Origin of the sequence: Actinomadura sp. 1N219 (assembly GCF_044326405.1) — a bacterium.
Lineage (GTDB): Bacteria > Actinomycetota > Actinomycetes > Streptosporangiales > Streptosporangiaceae > Spirillospora.
This window is the reverse complement of the sequence record NZ_JBIRAY010000040.1, coordinates 1-860: the sequence shown is the minus strand read 5'-3', so window position 1 is coordinate 860 and position 860 is coordinate 1. Positions and strand designations below refer to the sequence as shown.

Below are 860 nucleotides of genomic sequence, written 5' to 3'. Positions count from 1 at the left end.
AGGTCGGGTTGGTGGGAGAAGAAGCGGTGCCAGTAGTACTGGCCGCGGGTGGGGTCGTAGGTCCAGTTGGAGGTTTCGGTGTCGATGAAGATGATGCGGGCGTCGGGGTATTTGGTGTCGGTGTCGTTCCACATGTAGAAGTCGCCGAAGGGGCCGTCGGGGTCGGTGCGGGAGGCTTGGAACCAGGGGTGCTGGTCGGAGGTGTGGTTCATGACCAGGTCCGCGATCACCCGGATCCCGCGCGCGTGCGCCTGCTCGATCAACTCTACGAAATCGCCCAGATCCCCGAAGTCGGGCAAGACCCTCGTGTATTCCGCGATGTCGTAGCCGCCGTCCTTGAGCGGTGATTGGTAGATGGGCAGCAGCCAGAGGCAGTCGATGCCGAGCCATTGCAGGTGGTCGAGTTTGGAGATCAGGCCGCGCAGGTCTCCGTATCCGTCGCCGTTGGAGTCGGCGAACCCGCGCACTGAAACCTCGTAAAACACCGCCGTCTTGAACCAGTGCGGATCGCGTGGCGTTTCTGGGCTGAACGCGTCCGGGACGGGCTCGGACGAGGCAGGGAGCGCGTCCGGCGGAATCTCGGTGAAGGGCTCATGGCCCGGCACCGCTCCCGGCGGCGGATCCTGCGGCGAGTCAGGGTGGCGTGGCTCCTGCGGGCCGCTCACGTCTCACCACTCCCGAACGTCAGGACGTGCGCCGGCTGGACCTGGGGGTCGAGGCGGACGTAGTTGGTTTGGGTCCAGGTGTAGGTGGCGCCGTCGAGTTGGTCGGTGACGGTGTAGGCCAGTTCGGGGTCGTTGGGGAGGCCGAGGGCGGGTAGGTCGAGGTGGAGGGTGGCTTCGCGGGGGTGGTGGGGGTTG

General features: G+C 66.0%; 2 protein-coding genes. Both read right to left on the bottom strand.

The features are described from left to right. Positions 1–578, bottom strand: a 578-nt coding sequence (locus ACH35V_RS42275; RefSeq protein ID WP_395980539.1) for an alpha-amylase family glycosyl hydrolase, incomplete at its 3' end; no start/stop codon positions are given. Between the two features lie 83 nt (positions 579–661). After that, on the bottom strand, positions 662–860 hold a 199-nt coding region (locus ACH35V_RS42270; RefSeq protein ID WP_395980538.1), incomplete at its 5' end, for a hypothetical protein.